Source organism: Streptomyces sp. NBC_01471 (genome assembly GCF_041438865.1).
Lineage (GTDB): Bacteria > Actinomycetota > Actinomycetes > Streptomycetales > Streptomycetaceae > Streptomyces.
In genome coordinates, this window is record NZ_CP109450.1 from 4,982,387 (window position 1) to 4,997,452 (window position 15,066).

Annotated in this window: 9 protein-coding genes; 3 read left to right on the forward strand and 6 right to left on the reverse strand. The window is 69.8% G+C overall.

Translation table 11 applies throughout. The features are described from left to right. The first annotated feature begins 312 nt into the window (after nt 1-312). Nucleotides 313-5,295 (forward strand): NAD-glutamate dehydrogenase, encoded by a 4,983-nt coding sequence (locus OG285_RS22290; RefSeq protein ID WP_356836045.1) that lies wholly within the window; start codon nt 313-315, stop codon nt 5,293-5,295. 175 nt (nt 5,296-5,470) lie between these two features. Here OG285_RS22290 and OG285_RS22295 read toward each other — a convergent pair whose 3' ends face one another. After that, nucleotides 5,471-6,268, reverse strand: coding sequence for an ABC transporter ATP-binding protein (locus tag OG285_RS22295; RefSeq protein WP_356836082.1), 798 nt, complete (start codon nt 6,266-6,268; stop codon nt 5,471-5,473). 28 nt (nt 6,269-6,296) lie between these two features. Beyond that, a complete protein-coding gene (locus tag OG285_RS22300; RefSeq protein WP_356836084.1) occupies nt 6,297-7,157 on the reverse strand; it encodes an ABC transporter permease in 861 nt (286 codons plus the stop codon). A gap of 243 nt (nt 7,158-7,400) precedes the next feature. Here OG285_RS22300 and OG285_RS22305 point away from each other — a divergent pair, with 243 nt between their 5' ends. Then, nucleotides 7,401-8,009 carry a TetR/AcrR family transcriptional regulator gene (locus OG285_RS22305; RefSeq protein ID WP_356836047.1) on the forward strand — a complete coding sequence of 203 codons (609 nt, stop codon included), beginning with the start codon at nt 7,401-7,403 and terminating at the stop codon, nt 8,007-8,009. A gap of 146 nt (nt 8,010-8,155) precedes the next feature. Further along, on the forward strand, nt 8,156-10,159 hold the full coding sequence (locus tag OG285_RS22310) for a glycosyltransferase family 2 protein (RefSeq protein WP_371791999.1): 2,004 nt from the start codon (nt 8,156-8,158) through the stop codon (nt 10,157-10,159). 217 nt (nt 10,160-10,376) lie between these two features. Here OG285_RS22310 and OG285_RS22315 read toward each other — a convergent pair whose 3' ends face one another. The 4 genes from OG285_RS22315 to OG285_RS22330 all read right to left on the reverse strand — a co-directional run bounded on the left by OG285_RS22315 (nt 10,377) and on the right by OG285_RS22330 (nt 14,999). Continuing rightward, on the reverse strand, nt 10,377-11,174 hold the full coding sequence (locus OG285_RS22315) for a class I SAM-dependent methyltransferase (RefSeq protein WP_356836051.1): 798 nt from the start codon (nt 11,172-11,174) through the stop codon (nt 10,377-10,379). A 168-nt stretch (nt 11,175-11,342) separates the two neighbouring features. Further along, nucleotides 11,343-12,269, reverse strand: coding sequence for a carbohydrate ABC transporter permease (locus tag OG285_RS22320; protein WP_356836053.1), 927 nt, complete (start codon nt 12,267-12,269; stop codon nt 11,343-11,345). Continuing rightward, nucleotides 12,266-13,615 (reverse strand): carbohydrate ABC transporter permease, encoded by a 1,350-nt coding sequence (locus OG285_RS22325; protein ID WP_371792000.1) that lies wholly within the window; start codon nt 13,613-13,615, stop codon nt 12,266-12,268. The genes OG285_RS22320 and OG285_RS22325 overlap by 4 nt, the downstream gene beginning before the upstream one ends. A gap of 7 nt (nt 13,616-13,622) precedes the next feature. Further along, nucleotides 13,623-14,999, reverse strand: a complete 1,377-nt coding sequence (locus OG285_RS22330; protein WP_371792001.1) for an ABC transporter substrate-binding protein — start codon at nt 14,997-14,999, stop codon at nt 13,623-13,625. Nucleotides 15,000-15,066 lie beyond the last annotated feature (67 nt).

Genomic DNA, 15,066 nt, shown 5'->3' on the forward strand with positions numbered 1-15,066 from the left:
TGCGGTAAGCCGACTTGTACAGACGCGGCCCGTGACGGCCACCGGTCCGGGGGAGATAGCCTGGTCCCGTGATCAGCGCGATATCCCGCGGGGGCATTGATGCCTCTGCCCTGCGCCCGGAGCACTACGGTGTCCGGGTCATCGCTGGCACCCCTCACCCGGACCGGCCTTCGAAAATGGCCAATAACGTCACGGGTATCTCTCATTGCGGCATAACGTCGACTTCGACCGGATACCCCGCGTCGTGGTCGTGGCGTCGTACCGCTTCTTTCACCTACGTCACGCAACGGCGCGCGACAGGAGCCAGAGGACATGCAGACCAAGCTGGACGAACCCAAGGACGAACTGCTCGCACGCGCGGCCCGGGTGGCTGAGAACAGCCCGGCCGGGGGACAACTTCCGGGCGGGTCCACGAGCGGGGGGAGTCCGGACCGGGACACTGTCCTTGCGTATCTCCAGCGCTACTACCTGCACACCGCTCCGGAGGACGTCGAGAACCGCGAGCCCGAGGATGTCTACGGAGCGGCCCTCTCGCACTACCGGCTGGCCGAGAAGCGCCCGCAGGGCACCGCGAACGTCCGGGTGCACACCCCGAGCGTCGAGGAGAACGGCTGGACCTGCAGCCACACCGTCGTCGAGGTCGTCACCGACGACATGCCGTTCCTCGTCGACTCGGTCACCAACGAGCTGACCCGCCAGGGCCGCGGCATCCACGTCGTGATCCACCCGCAGCTCCTGGTGCGCCGTGACGTGACCGGCAAGCTCATCGAGGTGCTCGGCAAGGACGAGACCGGCGAGGGCGTCCACGACGCCCTGGTCGAGTCCTGGATCCACGTGGAGATCGACCGCGAGAGCGAGCGCGCCGATCTGAAGGAGATCAGCGCGGACCTCCTGCGGGTGCTCTCCGACGTACGGGAGACCGTCGAGGACTGGGAGAAGATGCGCGACGCCGCGCTGCGCATCGCCGACGAGCTGCCCGCCGAGCCGACCGCGGGCGATCTGCCGGGACGCGAGGTGGAGGAGTCCCGCGAGCTGCTGCGCTGGCTCGCCGCCGACCACTTCACCTTCCTCGGCTACCGCGAGTACCAGCTGACGGACGACGACTCGCTGACCGCGGTGCCCGGTACCGGCCTCGGCATCCTCCGCTCCGACCCGCACCACAGCGTCGACGAGGAGCACCCGGTCTCGCCGTCGTTCGGCAGGCTGCCCGCCGACGCCCGCGCCAAGGCCCGTGAGCACAAGATCCTCGTCCTCACCAAGGCCAACAGCCGCTCGACGGTGCACCGCCCGAGCTACCTCGACTACGTCGGCGTGAAGAAGTTCGACGCCAAGGGCAACGTCGTCGGCGAGCGGCGCTTCCTCGGGCTGTTCTCCTCCGCCGCGTACACCGAGTCCGTACGCCGGGTGCCCGTCATCCGCCGCAAGGTCGCAGAGGTCCTCGACGGCGCGGGCTTCACGCCCAACAGCCACGACGGCCGCGACCTGATGCAGATCCTGGAGACGTACCCGCGCGACGAGCTGTTCCAGACGCCCGTCGACCAGCTGCGCTCCATCGTCACCAGCGTGCTCTACCTCCAGGAGCGGCGCAGGCTCCGGCTGTACCTGCGCCAGGACGAGTACGGGCGCTACTACTCGGCGCTCATCTACCTGCCGCGCGACCGCTACACGACCGCGGTGCGGCTGCGGCTCATCGACATCCTCAAGGAGGAGCTCGGCGGCACCAGCGTCGACTTCACCGCGCGCAACACCGAGTCCATCCTCTCCCGGCTGCACTTCGTCGTACGGGTCCCCGCGGGCACCGAGCTGACCGAGCTCACCGACGCCGACGCGGACCGGATCGAGGCCAGGCTCGTCGAGGCCGCCCGTTCCTGGGCCGACGGGTTCGCCGAGGCGCTGACCGCCGAGTGCGGTGAGGAGCGCGCGGCCGAACTGCTGCGCCGCTACGGCCAGTCGTTCCCCGAGGGCTACAAGGCGGACCACTCGCCGCGTGCCGCCGTCGCCGACCTCGGGCGCCTCGAACACCTCCAGCCGGGCGAGAAGGACTTCGCGCTCTCGCTGTACGAGCCGGTCGGGGCGGGTCCCGGCGAGCGCCGCTTCAAGATCTACCGGATCGGCTCGCAGGTCTCCCTCTCCGCCGTGCTCCCGGTGCTGCAGAAACTGGGCGTCGAGGTCACCGACGAGCGGCCGTACGAGCTGCGCTGCGCCGACCGTACGCACGCCTGGATCTACGACTTCGGGCTGCGGATGCCGCAGATCGAGGGCGTGGGCGGCGACCACCTCGCCGACGACGCCAGGGAGCGCGTCCAGGACGCCTTCGCCGCTTCCTGGACGGGCCAGGCGGAGAACGACGGCTTCAACGCGCTGGTGCTCGGCGCCGGACTGACCTGGCGGCAGGCGATGGTGCTGCGCGCGTACGCCAAGTACCTGCGCCAGGCCGGATCGACCTTCAGCCAGGACTACATGGAGGACACCCTCCGCAACAACGTCCACACCACCCGGCTGCTCGTCTCGCTCTTCGAGGCCCGGATGTCACCGGGCCGCCAGCGGGCCGGCACCGAGCTGACCGACGGGCTGCTCGAAGAGCTCGACGGCGCGCTCGACCAGGTGGCGAGCCTGGACGAGGACCGCATCCTGCGCTCCTTCCTCACCGTCATCAAGGCGACGCTCAGGACCAACTTCTTCCAGAGCGCCGACGAGAGCGGCGACCGCAAGGGCCGGGGCACCGAGCAGAGCGCGTACCACCCGTACGTCTCCATGAAGTTCGACCCGCAGGCCATCCCCGACCTGCCCGCGCCGCGCCCGGCGTACGAGATCTGGGTGTACTCGCCGCGCGTCGAGGGCGTGCACCTGCGGTTCGGGAAGGTCGCCCGCGGTGGGCTGCGCTGGTCCGACCGGCGGGAGGACTTCCGTACGGAGGTGCTCGGCCTGGTCAAGGCGCAGATGGTCAAGAACACGGTGATCGTGCCGGTCGGCGCCAAGGGCGGCTTCGTCGCCAAGCAGCTGCCCGACCCGTCCGTGGACCGGGACGCCTGGATGGCCGAGGGCATCGCGGCGTACAAGACCTTCATCTCCGCGCTGCTCGACATCACCGACAACCTGGTGGCCGGCGAGGTCGTGCCGCCCACCGGTGTCGTACGGCACGACGAGGACGACACCTACCTCGTCGTCGCCGCCGACAAGGGCACCGCGACCTTCTCCGACATCGCCAACGAGGTCGCCGAGTCGTACGACTTCTGGCTCGGGGACGCCTTCGCGTCCGGCGGTTCCGCCGGCTACGACCACAAGGGCATGGGCATCACGGCCCGCGGCGCCTGGGAGTCCGTCAAGCGGCACTTCCGGGAGCTCGGCCACGACACCCAGACCGAGGACTTCACCACGGTCGGCGTCGGCGACATGTCCGGGGACGTCTTCGGCAACGGCATGCTGCTCTCCGAGCACATCCGCCTGGTCGCCGCCTTCGACCACCGGCACATCTTCATCGACCCGACCCCGGACGCGGCGACGTCCTACGCCGAGCGGCGCAGGCTGTTCGAGATGCCGCGCTCCTCGTGGGCCGAGTACAACACCTCCCTGCTCTCACCCGGCGGCGGCATCCACCCGCGCAGCGCCAAGTCGATCCCGATCAACGCGCACGTCCGCGAGGCGCTGGGCATCGAGTCGGGCGTGGCCAAGATGACCCCGGCCGATCTGATGAGGGCGATCCTCAAGGCCCCGGTCGACCTGGTGTGGAACGGCGGCATCGGGACGTACGTGAAGTCCTCCGCCGAGTCCAACGCGGACGTCGGTGACAAGGCCAACGACGCCATCCGGGTCAACGGCGAGGACCTGCGCGCCAAGGTCGTCGGCGAGGGCGGCAACCTGGGCCTGACCCAGCTCGGCCGCATCGAGTACGCCAGGTCGGGCGGCGACGGCTCCGGCGGCAAGATCAACACCGACGCGATCGACAACAGCGCGGGCGTGGACACCTCCGACCACGAGGTGAACATCAAGATCCTGCTCAACGGGATGGTCACCGAGGGCGATCTGACCGTCAAGCAGCGCAACAAGATCCTCGCGTCGATGACCGACGAGGTCGGCGCCCTGGTCCTGCGCAACAACTACGCGCAGAACACCGCGCTCGCCAACGCCGAGTCCCAGGCTCCGTCACTGCTCCACGCCCACCAGCGCTTCATGCGCAGGCTGGTCCGCGACGGACATCTGGACCGGGCCCTGGAGTTCCTGCCGACCGACCGGCAGGTCCGAGAACTGCTCAGCGCGGGCAAGGGGCTGAGCCAGCCCGAGCTGGCCGTGCTCCTCGCGTACACCAAGATCACCGCCGCTCAGGAGCTGATCGCCACCGATCTGCCGGACGACCCGTACCTGCAGAAGCTGGTGCACGCGTACTTCCCCAAGCCGCTGCGTGAGCGCTACCCCGAGGCGATCGAGGGACATGCGCTGCGCCGCGAGATCATCACGACGGTCCTGGTCAACGACACGGTGAACACCGGTGGTTCGACCTTCCTGCACCGGCTCCGGGAGGAGACGGGCGCCTCGATCGAGGAGATCGTACGGGCGCAGGCGGCGGCCCGCGAGATCTTCGGCCTGGCCGAGGTGTGGGACGCCGTCGAGGAGCTGGACAACAAGGTCGCTGCCGATGTCCAGACCCGTATCAGGCTGCACTCGCGCCGGCTCGTGGAGCGCGCTGCGCGCTGGCTGCTCGGCAACCGTCCGCAGCCGCTGGACCTGAGCGAGACCATCGCCTTCTTCACCGAGGGTGTGGCGAAGGTCTGGAGCGAGCTGCCGAACATGCTCAGGGGCGACGACCTGGAGTGGTACCAGGGCATCCTCGACGAGCTGACCGGTGCGGGCGTGCCGGAGGAGCTGGCCGGCCAGGTCGCCGGATTCTCGGCGGCCTTCCCCGCGCTGGACATCGTGGCGATCGCCGACCGTACGGACAAGGACCCGATGGCCGTGGCCCAGGTGTACTACGACCTCGGCGACCGGCTGGCGATCTCCCAGCTGATGGACCGGATCATCGAGCTGCCGCGGGCCGACCGCTGGCAGTCCATGGCCCGCGCCTCCATCCGTGCGGACCTGTACGCGGCACACGCCGGGCTCACCCTCGACGTGCTCTCGGCGGGGGACGGCGCGGCGACGCCGGAGGAGCGCTTCACGGCCTGGGAGGAGAAGAACGCGTCGATCCTGGGCCGGGCGCGCACCACGCTCGACGAGATCCAGTCCTCGGACGCCTTCGACCTGGCGAACCTGTCGGTCGCGATGCGGACGATGCGCTCGCTGCTGCGGACGCACGTCTGAGGCGTCGGCACGTGACGCGGGGGCACGCCCCGTGCGTGCCACCGCCGCGGCCCCGGCCCGCCTGGTCAGTACAGGCGAGCCGGGGCCGCGGCGTCTCCCGGCGGCGGTGGACCGCGGCTGCCGGGCACGGCGGAAGCGGCGCGACGCCCACTGTCGTGGACGAGCGCCTCCGCGGTCACTTCTTCGAGGTGAACTCCTCGTAGGCGGCGACGACTTCGTCCGCCGGGCCGTCCATCCGCATCGTCCCCGACTCCAGCCAGATGGCCCGCTCGCAGGTCTCCAGGATCGACTTGTTGCTGTGGCTGACCAGGAAGACGGTGCCCGCCGACTCGCGCAGTTCGGCGATCCGGTCCTGGCTGCGGCGCTGGAACCTCGCGTCGCCGGTGGAGAGCGCCTCGTCGATCATCAGCACGTCGTGGCTCTTGGCCGCGGCGATGGAGAAGCGCAGCCGCGCGCCCATGCCCGAGGAGTACGTCCGCATCGGCAGCGAGATGAAGTCGCCCTTCTCGTTGATGCCGGAGAAGTCGACGATCTCCTGGTAGCGCTCGCGGACCTCCTCGCGGGTCATCCCCATGGCCAGACCGCCGAGGATCACATTGCGCTCGCCGGTCAGATCGCTCATCAGGGCGGCGTTGACGCCGAGCAGGGACGGCTGGCCCTGGGTGTAGACGCGGCCCGACGCGGCCGGCAGCAGCCCGGCGACGGCCTTCAGCAGGGTCGACTTGCCGGACCCGTTGGAGCCGATCAGGCCGATGGCCTCACCCTTGTGCGCGACGAAGGTGACCCCCCGGACGGCGTGCACCTCGCGGGTGCCCGGCCGGGGCTTGCGGGAGACGATCCGGGTGAGGGCGGACGTCGCGCTGCCCTTGCCGGATCCGGTCCCCTGGATCTTGTAGACGATGTGGAGGTCGTCGGCGATGACGGTCGGGGCCGCTGTGGTCGCCGCGCCCGGGGGCACGGTGAGCGGCGTCATGGTCGGGGTCAGGGTGCTCATCGGGTTCTCAGCCACGTCCGTACTGCTCCTCTGCCTTCCAGAAGTAGATGAAGCCGCCCACCCCTGCGACGACCGCCCAGCCGACGGCCAGCGCCCAGACGTGCGGGGGAAGCTGGTTGGAGTGGTAGCTGTCGATGAGCGCGTAGCGCATCAGGTCGATGTAGACCGCGGCCGGGTTGGCCTGGAGCGCCACCAGGACGAGGTGCGGCAGGTGGTCGTGCGCCAGCACCTTCTTGATGCTCCACATCACGCCCGAGACGTACATCCAGGTACGCAGGATGAACGGCATCAGCTGCGAGACGTCCGGGGTCTTGGCGGCGATCCGGGCCATGACCATCGAGAGCCCGGCGTTGAAGAGCGCCTGGAGCACCAGTGCGGGGATCGCGAGCAGCCAGCTGGCGCTCGGGTACTTGCCGAAGCAGACCAGGATGACGACCAGGGCGCCCATCGAGAAGAGCAGCTGCTGGAGCTGCTGGATGGCGTAGGCGATGGGGAGCGAGGCCCGCGGGAAGTGCAGGGCCCGCACCAGGCCCAGGCTGCCGCTGATCGCGCGGGTGCCGCTCTGGATCGAGTTGCTGGTGAACGTCCAGATGAAGACGCCGGTCACCAGGAACGGGATGAAGTCGGGGACCTTGTGGCTGGTGCCGAGCAGGACGCCGAAGATGAAGTAGTAGACGGCCGCGTTCAGCAGCGGCGTCATGATCTGCCAGACCTGCCCCAGCTTCGCCTGGCTGTACTGGGCGGTCAGCCGGGCGGTGGCGAAGGCGGTGATGAAGTGCTTGCGGCCCCAGATCTGGCGGATGTACGTGAACAGCGGGGGGCGGGCGCCGCTGATGGTCAGGCCGTGTGCGGCGGCCAGCGCGGCCAGATCCTGCGGGGGCTGCGGGGAGACCCTCGGAACTGCCGCCTCCGTGGCGGGTGCGTTCCGGGCTGTCGTGGGGATCACAGCATTCGCTTTCGACGGAGTTCGACGGGATTCACACGGGAGGGGCAAGCGTGAGCGCCCCCGACATACGTCGCAACGGATCCGTATCGTCGTGACGTCGAGGTTAGGACGGAACGACGTCGAAACGCAACCGTCTCGTCCCGACGAATAGGTAAACTTCTCCCCATGGCATCCCCTGATCCCCGTACGACCCGCCGGGCCCCCGCCGGAGCCGCCGTGCTCCGCGAGGACGTGACGGAGGCGATCCGCGCCGCCGTCTTCGAGGAACTGGCGTCCGTCGGATACGCGCGGATGTCCATCGAGGCCATCGCCCGCCGGGCCGGCGTCGGCAAGACCGCGGTCTACCGCCGGTGGAAGTCGAAGCTGTACCTGGTCCTCGACCTGGTCACGGCGTTCGCGGCGCAGGGCCTGCCCGCGCCCGCGACCGGTTCGCTGTACGGCGACGTGCGCGCCCTGCTCGCCGTGGCGTCGACGGCGCTGCGCCACCCCGTCGCCTCCCAGGTCATCCCCGACCTGCTGGTCGAGGCCGCACGCCAGCCGGAGATCGCCGACGCGATCAAGGCGGCGCTGCTCGACAACCAGAAGGGCGTCGCCGCCGCGGTGGTCCGCGACGCGGTGGCCCGCGGCGAGCTGCCCGCCGACGCCGACCCCGCGCGGGCGCTCGAACTGATCGTGGGGCCGCTCTACTGGCGGCTCGCGGTGGTCAGGGACGGCCTGCCCAAGGGCTATCTGGACGGACTCGCGGCAGCGGCGGTGGCTGCGCTCAAGGCGTGACGGCAGCCGCTGAGCAGGGGTGAAACCCGGCGGAACCGGCCCGGACACGGCAGGTCGGCCGGATGCGCCGAACGCTCCGGGCGATAGTACTGTGCACCCGCAACGAGAGATCGCCGGCGCAGAGCAGTGGGAAACGAGTGCACAGCATGACCATCAGAGTCAGCGTGATCATTCCGGTCTACAACCCGGGGCCCTACATCGAGGACTGCATCGCATCGCTGCTGAGACAGTCCCTTCCTGACGACGCGTACGAAGCGATCTTCGTGGACGACGGCTCCACGGACGGCACCGGGGAGCGCTTGGACCAGGTCGCCGCGGAACACCCGCAGATGCACGTCATCCACCAGGAGAACTCCGGCTGGTCGGGCAAGCCGCGCAACGTCGGAATCGCCGCCGCGCAGGGCGAGTTCGTGATGTTCGTCGACAACGACGACTGGCTGGGCGACGAAGCGCTGGAGCGGATGTACGACTACGGCGTCGCGAACGGCGCCGACGTCGTCGTGGGCAAGATGGCCGGCAAGGGGCGGCCCGTGCCGCGTGAGCTCTTCCGCGTCAACCGGCCGCGCGCCAACGTCAGGAACGCCCCCCTGATCGACAGCCTCACCCCGCACAAGATGGTGCGCAGGTCCTTCCTGGACGAGACGGGGCTGCGCTTCCTCGAAGGGCGCCGCCGTCTGGAGGACCACGTCTTCTTCGCCGAGGCGTACCTGCGGGCCAAGAACGTCTCCGTACTCAGCGACTACGTCTGCTACTACCACGTCAAGCGCGACGACGCCTCCAACGCGGGCTTCCGGCGCATCGAGCCGGTGGGCTACTTCCACAACCTCGCCGAGGCCCTCGACGTGGTGGAGAAGTACACCGAACCGGGGCCGCTGCGCGACAAGCTGTACCGCCGCTGGTTCCGCAACGAGATGATCGAGCGGATGCGCGGCGCCCGGCTGCTCGCCACGCCCGACGACGGGTACCGGCAGGCCATGTTCCAGGAGATGCACAAGATCGCCGTGGAGCGGTTCGGCCCGGGGGTCTCCGCGTCCCTGCTGCCCACGCAGCAGCTCGTCGGCGCGCTCATCAAGGCCGACCGCTACCAGGAGGTCGAGCACTTCGCCCGCTGGGAGCGCGGCATCGCGGCACACGCCGAACTCACCGGTCTCGCCTGGGAGGACGGAACGCTGAAGCTGGCGTTCACCGCCGGGCTGCGGGCGGGGGACGAACCGGTCCACTACGTCAGGGACGACGGCGACGAGCTGATCGGCCTCCCCGACGGCCTGGACAGCCCCGAGGTGCTCGCGCAGCTGGGGGTGAAGCCCCTGGCGGTCACCGGCCGGGCCAAGGCCGAACTGGTGGTGCGGGAGCGGTCGAGCGCCGCCGAGTTCTACCAGCCCGTCGAGTTCACCAGGGAGCGCGTGGACGGCCCGCGGTCCGACCAGTTCCGGCTGGTGCTGCGGGGGACAGCGACTGTCACCCCCGGCACGGCGGCCGGCGGCGCACCACTCGGCGCCGGGATCTGGGACGTGCTGGTGCGCGTCCACCAGAGCGGGTGGAACAAGGACGTCCGCCTCGGGTCGGTACGGACCGAGGCAGTCACCGCCGGCCGGCAGGCGGCCCTGGTGGGGGAGCCCGCGCAGCTCGTCGTGCCGTACTGGACCGCGTCGCACCGCAACCTCTCGCTCGACGTCGGTGCGACGACCGGCGTCCTCGGCCGGGAGTACCGGAAGCTCGGTGTGCGCGAGGTCCGGGTGATGGACGAACCGCTGCTGCTGGAGATGCTGCTGCCGCTGCACACCGAGGCCGTGGAGGGAGTGCCCGCCGAGCTCCACCTCACCGACCGGACGGGCTCCGGCGACACCGTACGGGTGGCGGCGACGCTCACCACGTCGACGGGGCGCGCGGGAACGGTTCTCTGCGCCCAGCGGCCTGCCGGTCAACTCCACGCCGGCACCTGGGAGATGGCGGTGAGCGTTGGCGGAGAGGGTGCGCAGGTCACGCCGCTGCCGCTGGTGCTCGTCGCCTCCGGGGCCTCCGGTGCGCTGACGGTCCGCCGCCCGCGCGAGAGCCTGGCGCACCGCCGCGCCCGGCTGATGCGGACGCTCCGGCGCAGTGCGCTGGGGCGTGCGGTGCGCAAGGCGCGGCGGATGGCTGCGACGCGGTAGAGCGCACCGGCAGAGGCGCGCGGGAAGAGGCGCGCGGGTAGAGCCGCGCCGGTAGAGGCACGCGGGGCGAGGTGCGTCAGCGGCCCGGAGTGAGACCGGGCGCATGGGCATAGGAAGGGGCGCGGAGGAAGACCTCCGCGCCCTTCGTGTGTGCGGCCGCCCGGTGCGGTTCCGAAGCCTGCGGTTCGGAAGCCTGCGGTTCAGCAGCCGGTGCGGCTCAGAAGCCGCGCAGGGCCGCCAGTTCCGCGCGTACCGTACGCAGGCCGGCGGTCCGGCCCCGCCTGCGGGCCAGCGTCGGCCAGATCCGGGAGCCGAGCAGGGCCTCGGGCTCGACGGCCTCCACCCGTTCGAGCAGCGCCTCCGGGACCTTCTGCGGGTCCGGCGTCACCCACTCCTGGACGATCTCTTCGTACCCGTCCTTGAGGACGGTGTTCGACGGATCCATGCCGAACACCAGGAAGACACCGGTCGGCTGGGTGTCGACCTGCACGGTGATCAGATCGGGCCGGTGGCCGGCCACCACCGGGATGAACTTGTAGACGTCCCCGGTCCACGGGCCGGACGGCGCGACCCGGTCGCGGACGGCCTCCGCGTTGTTGCGCGGCAGCATGTCGTCGAGGACCACCACGCTGGACCAGCCGCTGAACCGCTCGGTGTTGATGAAGTCGCGCAGCGCGTACTCGAAGAGGTGCATCCCGTCGATGAACGCCAGGTCGACCCGGTTCGAGCCGGTGTAAGCGCCGAGCAGCGGGCGGCCCTTGCGCATGTTGCGCAGCGGATTGCGACAGCTCATCAGATGCCCCATCGGCTGCCGGCCGGCGAAGAAGGCGTCGCTGGTCGCCGTCACCAGCTGGAGGTCGCAGTGCAGCCGCGTCTTGATCTTCGGAGCCGGGTCGACCGCGATGCTGGGGACGCGGGAGAGGGCGAGGCTCCGCCCGTCGTTGGTCCCGATCTCCAGATAGGTGCGCGGTTTCAGCACCGCGTGCAGCCGTTCCAGGAATTCGTGCCTGTGCATGGGGACTCTCTCACGTGGGGGGGGGATGGCACATCGTGATCAAAAGGCCATGTCGGGCTTAACGAAGGTGTGCTGGCGCGGTTGCGCGGGAGCCAGTCCCGGCCCGCCCGAACCACCCTTTTGGGCAGCAGTCCCAGGTGGGCGGTGTGCGGACGGGCTCCCGGCCGCCTACTTCACCGCGCCCGCCATGACGCCGTTGACGAACTGCCGCTGGAACGCGAAGAACACCGCCAGCGGGATCACCATCGAGATGAACGCGCCGGGCGCCAGCACGTCGATGTTGTTGCCGAACTGCCTGACCTGCTGCTGGAGCGCGACCGTGATCGGCGGGTGCTTGGAGTCCGCGAAGATCAGGGCCACCAGCATGTCGTTCCACACCCAGAGGAACTGGAAGATCCCCAGCGAGGCGATGGCCGGACCGCCGAGCGGCATCACGACCCGGGTGAACAGCCGGATCTCCCCGGCCCCGTCCAGCCGCGCCGCCTCCAGGAGCTCCCTCGGGATCTCCGCGAAGAAGTTGCGCAGCAGGAAGATCGCGAACGGCAGCCCGAACGCCACATGGAAGAGGACCACCCCCGCCGTGGTCTCGAAGAGCCCGATCTCGCCGAAGAGTTTCGAGACCGGGATCAGCGCCACCTGGACGGGCACGACCAGCAGGCCGACCACGATCAGGAACCACCAGTCGCGGCCGGGGAAGTCCATCCAGGCGAAGGCGTACGCGGCCAGCGAGCCGATGACCACCACCAGGACGGTCGCCGGGACGGTGATCATGACCGTGCTGAGCAGTGAGTCGGTGATGACCTTGTTGTCGAGGATCTTGGAGTAGTTGTCGAAGGTCAGCTGCGAGGGCGCGGTGAAGATCTTCCACCAGCCGGACGCCGCGATGTCGGACGGGCCGCGCAGCGAGGAGAGCAGCAGGCCGATCGTCGGCATCAGCCAGAACAGGCCGACCAGGACGAGGAAGACCCGCATCACCGTGCCGCCCGCGCGGGCCGCGATCCGGGAGGCCAGCGGTTCCCTGGCCTTCACCGCCGCGGCCGCGGGCAGCCGCTCTTCGGGTGACCGGGGTGCGGGCACCTGCGCTTCGGCGGTCATCGGCGCCCCTCCTTCCGCATCCTGCGGATGTTGACGAGCATGATCGGGACGACCAGGAGCAGCAGCAGTACGGCGATGGCGCTGCCGGTCCCCAGATCCGCGTCCGTACCGAACGACGAGCGGTAGAGCTGGAGCGCCAGGACGTTCGCGTCGTCCTGCGAGGAGCCGGGTGCCACGATGAAGACCAGGTCGAAGATCTTCAGGACGTTGATCATCAGCGTGACCAGCACCACCGCGAGGACCGGGGCGAGCAGCGGGACGGTGATCCGGCGGAAGACCTGCCACTCACTGGCCCCGTCCACCCGGGCCTGTTCGAGCAGTTCACGCGGGAGCCCGGCCAGGCCCGCCGCGATCAGGACCATGGCGAATCCGGCCCACATCCAGACGTAACTGCCGATGATCGACGGGGTGACCAGGGTCGGCCCGAGCCAGTTGACGCCGTTGTACGGCTCGCGGAAGTTCGAGTCGGGCAGCCGCAGCAGCGCCCCGTCCGCCTTCGCCGGCAGGGTGAACGTACCGTCGGGTGCCGCCCTGGCGCTCGCCACCACCTTGCCGCCCCTGACCGCCTCGACCGTGACGCCCTTGAGGCCCAGTTCCTTGGGGTCGATGACGTTCGGCCTGCCACCGCCGCCCAGGGTGAAGTCCAGCCAGGCGGTGCCGGTCACCGCGCCTGCCGCGGCTTTCGGTGCCGCCGCCGGTTTCGCCGACGACGGCATCTTCGCGGGCAGTACGCCGACGAGCGGCAGCCGGACGGGGGTGCCCGCGTGCACCGGCTCCTTGGTGAGGAACGCGCCACCGCCACCGGACTTCAGCGGGGCCACCGGCAGCGGGTGCGCCCCCGGGTACCCCGCCGACTCGGCGAAGGTGTCGTGCACGCCCACCCAGACGGCGTTGGCCACGCCGCGCCCCGGGTCCTGCTCGTACACCAGCCGGAAGATGATGCCGGCCGCGAGCATCGAGATGGCCATCGGCATGAAGACGACCAGCTTGAACGCCGTTCCCCAGCGCACCCGTTCGGTGAGTACGGCGAAGATCAGGCCGAGCACGGTGGCGACGGTCGGGGCGACCACGACCCAGATCGCGGTGTTCTTGATCGCGGTACGGATCGCGTCGTCGGTGAAGAGGGTCTTGTAGTTGTCGATGCCGATGAAGCTGGAGCCCGCCTGGTCGAAGAAGGACCGGTAGACCGAGTACCCGATCGGGTAGACCACGAGCGCGCCGAGCAGCACCAGGGCGGGCAGCAGGAAAGCCGCCGCCAGGACTTTACGTGTGCCTGTCACGCTCTTGTGCGGCTTTCCGGCGGGGGACGCCCCGTTGAGGACGTCCCCCGCGACAGCGGAGGTCATCGCGGCATCAGTTCTTGTACGCCTTGGCCGCGTCGGATTCCAGCTTCTGCTGGGTCCCCGCGATGTCCTTCGGGTTCTTCAGGAAGTCCTGGAGGTCCTTCCACTCGCCCTTGCCCGGCGTGCCGCCGAAGGACTGCGGTGCCTGGTCGGACATGTCGAAGCGGATGTCGTCGCCCGCCGCGACCAGCGCCTTGGCGATGGTGCGCTGCACGTCATTGGGGTACGCCGACAGCTCCAGGCCCTTGTTGGGCGAGACGAACCCGCCCGACCCGGCCGCGATCTTCGCCGCGTCCGTGGAGGCCAGCCAGGTCAGCAGCGCCTGCGCGCCCTTCGAGTCCTTGAGGATCACCGCGGCGTCGCCGCCGGTGACCACCGGCGCCTTGGCGCCCACCGCGGGGAACGGGAAGACCTTCGCGTCGGTGCCCACCTTCGCCTTGGTCTGCGCGATGTTGGTCTGCGCGAAGTCGCCCTCGAAGACCATCGCGCCCTTGGGCTGGTCGCCGCCGGTGAAGGTCTGGGTGACCGACGCCGGGAACTCGGTCTGGAGCGCACCGTCCGCACCGCCCGAGATGAGCGACGGCTTGCCGAAGAGCTGCGCGAGCGTGGTCAGCGCGGCCCTGACCGACGGATCCGTCCACTTGATCTTGTGCTGCGCCAGCTCATCGTACTTGTCCGGGCCCGCCTGGGAGAGATAGACGTTCTCGAACCAGTCGGTCAGCGTCCAGCCGTCCGCGCCGCCGACCGATACCGGCGTGACACCCGACGCGGAGATGGTTTCCGCGGTCTTGAGGAAGTCCGGCCAGGTCTTGGGCACGCTCGCCCCCGCGTTCTGCAGCGCCTTGGTGTTGTACCAGACCAGGGACTTGTTGGCGGCCTTGAAGTACACGCCGTACTGCTTGCCGCCCACCGCGCCGAGGTCCTTCCAGACCTGTGAGTAGTTCTTGTCCAGCTGCGCCTTCGCGTCCGGCCCCACCGGCTTGGCCCACTTCTTGGCCACGGCCTGGGTGATCGCGCCGACCTGCGGCATCATCGCCACGTCCGGCGGGGCGCCGCCTGCGATCTTCGTACCGAGGAAGTTGACGATCGGGTCCTGCGCGGGCACGAAGGTGACCGACGCTCCGGTCCGCTTCTCGAACTCCTTCAGCACCTTGACGAAGTTCGCCTGTTCGGGGCCGGTCCAGACCGCGGCCACTTCGAGCTTCGTACCGCTCAGCCTGGGCAGCTCGACCCCGGACGCGGACGCGCCGCTCTTCCCCGTGGGCTTGTCGCTCCCGCTGTCCTTCTTGCTGTCACTGCCGCATCCCGCGGCCAGGACGAGCGAGCCCGCGGCCACCACCGCCAGAACGGTCCTGCGTGAACGTAGAGCTGTGCCTGTTGTGCGCATTTGCCCCGACCTCTCCCATGCGCGTGCGGTCGGCGCGCCCATGACATCGGCGACGCCGTTGTCCCGT

What these genes read in the sequence shown, in the direction of transcription:
- OG285_RS22290 (WP_356836045.1), top strand. Translation starts at nt 313, where the DNA reads ATGCAGACCAAGCTGGACGAACCCAAGGACGAACTGCTCGCACGCGCG.
- OG285_RS22295 (WP_356836082.1), bottom strand. Translation starts at nt 6,268, where the DNA reads ATGACGCCGCTCACCGTGCCCCCGGGCGCGGCGACCACAGCGGCCCCG.
- OG285_RS22305 (WP_356836047.1), top strand. Translation starts at nt 7,401, where the DNA reads ATGGCATCCCCTGATCCCCGTACGACCCGCCGGGCCCCCGCCGGAGCC.
- OG285_RS22310 (WP_371791999.1), top strand. Translation starts at nt 8,156, where the DNA reads ATGACCATCAGAGTCAGCGTGATCATTCCGGTCTACAACCCGGGGCCC.
- OG285_RS22315 (WP_356836051.1), bottom strand. Translation starts at nt 11,174, where the DNA reads ATGCACAGGCACGAATTCCTGGAACGGCTGCACGCGGTGCTGAAACCG.
- OG285_RS22320 (WP_356836053.1), bottom strand. Translation starts at nt 12,269, where the DNA reads ATGACCGCCGAAGCGCAGGTGCCCGCACCCCGGTCACCCGAAGAGCGG.
- OG285_RS22325 (WP_371792000.1), bottom strand. Translation starts at nt 13,615, where the DNA reads ATGACCTCCGCTGTCGCGGGGGACGTCCTCAACGGGGCGTCCCCCGCC.
- OG285_RS22330 (WP_371792001.1), bottom strand. Translation starts at nt 14,999, where the DNA reads ATGCGCACAACAGGCACAGCTCTACGTTCACGCAGGACCGTTCTGGCG.